The organism is Mycobacterium sp. 1482292.6 (assembly GCF_001672995.1).
In the GTDB taxonomy this organism is placed as follows: Bacteria; Actinomycetota; Actinomycetes; order Mycobacteriales; family Mycobacteriaceae; genus Mycobacterium; species Mycobacterium europaeum_A.
The window spans coordinates 1-721 of the sequence record NZ_LZKV01000209.1; the positions used below are offsets into that span (position 1 = coordinate 1).

The following is a 721-nucleotide window of genomic DNA, read 5'->3' on the forward strand; positions in this document are numbered from 1 at the left end:
TCTCGCTGCTGGACAGCCTGTATATGGTTCCGCCGCCGCGGATCATCGGCCGCGCCATGGCGCACAATCTGCGGCTCTGGCTGGGCGAGCGGCGTCAGGCCGCCAAAGAGCGCGTGGCGAGCGCGAGCGCGGCGCAGCCGGGCGAGGCGGGTCGCCACGATCGGGCCTAGGCCCCGGTCACAACCCCACCGTCGCCCTGAACAACTTGGTGGGTTGGTGCGCGACCAGCCGGATCGGGGCGTCGTCGGCCGCGACCCAGGCGGCCATCCCCCGCTTCAGTGTCAGCGAGCCGGATTTGCCGTGCACCGTTGTGCAGCCCTGGCTGCACAACAGGATCTGCGGGCCGTCGTGGCTGCACGTCGCGTCCACCTCGTGGCCGACGTACTCGTCGTCGAGCTGCAACAGGGCGACGGCGAACTCGTCGGTCGGCGTCTCATAGATCAGGCCGAAGCCCTCGCGGCGGATGGGCGGGCGCAGCTGCTCCTCGGTGGTGGGCGTGAAGTCCAGCACGCGCAGCAGCTCGGGCACGTCGACGTGCTTGGGGGTCAGCCCGCCGCGTAACACGTTGTCGGAGTTGGCCATCACCTCCACCGCGAAACCGCGCAGGTAGGTGTGCAGGTTGCCGGCGGAGACGAAGATGGCCTCGCCCGGGGCCAGGGTGATGCGGTTCAGCAGCAGCGCCGCCAGCACCCCGGCGTCGCCGGGATAGCGCTCGCCCAGC

2 pseudogenes are annotated in these 721 nt (G+C 70.7%); one reads left to right on the forward strand and one right to left on the reverse strand.

Annotated features, from left to right (window positions below):
- Window positions 1-170 (forward strand): annotated as a pseudogene (locus A5624_RS28295) (oxidoreductase); the annotation flags it as partial.
- Window positions 171-177: 7 nt separating this feature from the next.
- On the opposite strand, the pseudogene A5624_RS21150 reads toward A5624_RS28295, so the two are convergent.
- Window positions 178-721 (reverse strand): annotated as a pseudogene (locus tag A5624_RS21150) (mannose-6-phosphate isomerase, class I); the annotation flags it as partial.